We start from the raw sequence: 1,448 nt of genomic DNA on the forward strand, positions 1-1,448 counted from the left end.
CCCCGTTATCTTCTTCGCGGTCCTGCAAGAGGGCCGCTGGCCTCCGGGCCCGGCATGACTGTTGCCCCCTGTCGAACGGATGACCTGGGGGGTGGTGTCACCGGGCCCGGGAGGTGCCGTCGGAGACGCTGATGAGAGGTCCGGCCACCGCCCGGTCCGGCGCAATGCCGGACAGCTCGCGGGCGGCAGGTCTGCATAACGTGGATGCGCGCGTACGACACCACAGCCGAGGCCGGCACGTTCAACTCTCCTGGAAGGGCGCGATGTTCGACACCGAAGACGTGGGCGTGTTCCTGGGCCTGGACGTCGGCAAGACCGCTCATCACGGCCATGGGCTCACCCCGGCGGGGAAGAAGGTCCTCGACAAGCAGCTGCCCAACAGCGAGCCGAAGCTGCGGGCCGTCTTCGACAAGCTGGCCACGAAGTTCGGCACCGTCCTGGTGATCGTGGACCAGCCCGCCTCGATCGGTGCCCTCCCGCTGACCGTGGCCCGGGACGCGGGCTGCAAGGTCGCCTATCTGCCCGGCCTGGCGATGCGGCGGATCGCCGACCTGTATCCGGGCGAGGCGAAGACCGACGCGAAGGACGCCGCGGTGATCGCGGACGCCGCCCGCACCATGCCGCACACCCTGCGCTCGCTGGAACTCACCGACGAGATCACCGCCGAGCTGACCGTGCTGGTCGGCTTCGACCAGGACCTCGCGGCCGAGGCCACCCGCACCTCCAACCGGATACGCGGCCTGCTCACCCAGTTCCACCCCTCGCTGGAGCGCGTCCTCGGGCCGCGTCTGGACCACCCGGCCGTGACCTGGCTGCTGGAACGCTATGGCTCCCCGGCCGCGCTGCGGAAAGCCGGCCGCCGCAGACTCGTCGAGGTGATCAGACCCAAGGCCCCACGCATGGCCGCCCGGCTGATCGACGAGATCTTCGACGCACTCGACGAGCAGACCGTCGTCGTCCCGGGCACCGGCACCCTCGACACCGTGATCCCGTCCCTGGCCCGCTCGCTCGCCGCCGTCCACGAACAGCGCCGGGCCCTGGAAGCCCAGATCAAAGCCCTGCTGGAGGATCACCCTCTTTCCAAGGTCCTGACCTCGATGCCGGGGGTCGCGGTCAGGACCGCCGCAGTTCTGCTGGTCACCGTCGGCGACGGCACCAGCTTCCCCACCGCCGCCCACCTGGCCTCCTACGCCGGCCTGGCCCCGGCAACGAAATCCTCGGGAACCTCGATCCACGGCGAACACGCACCACGAGGCGGAAACCGGCAGCTCAAACGCGCGATGTTCCTGTCCGCGTTCGCAGCCCTGCACGATCCCGCCTCCCGCGCCTACTACGACAAGTGCCGGGCCCGGGGCAAGACTCACACCCAGGCCCTCCTCCGCCTCGCCCGCCACCGCATCAGCGTCCTGTTCGCCATGCTCCGCGACGGCACCTTCTACGAACCACGC

General features: G+C 70.0%; 1 protein-coding gene. It reads left to right on the forward strand.

Translation table 11 applies throughout. The features are described from left to right. Positions 1 to 263: 263 nt before the first annotated feature. A partial coding sequence (locus ACL02U_RS32805) for an IS110 family transposase (protein WP_412794663.1) occupies positions 264 to 1,448 on the forward strand: 1,185 nt, incomplete at its 3' end.

It is taken from the genome of Streptomyces sp. MS06, from assembly GCF_047200655.1.
In the GTDB taxonomy this organism is placed as follows: domain Bacteria; phylum Actinomycetota; class Actinomycetes; order Streptomycetales; family Streptomycetaceae; genus Streptomyces.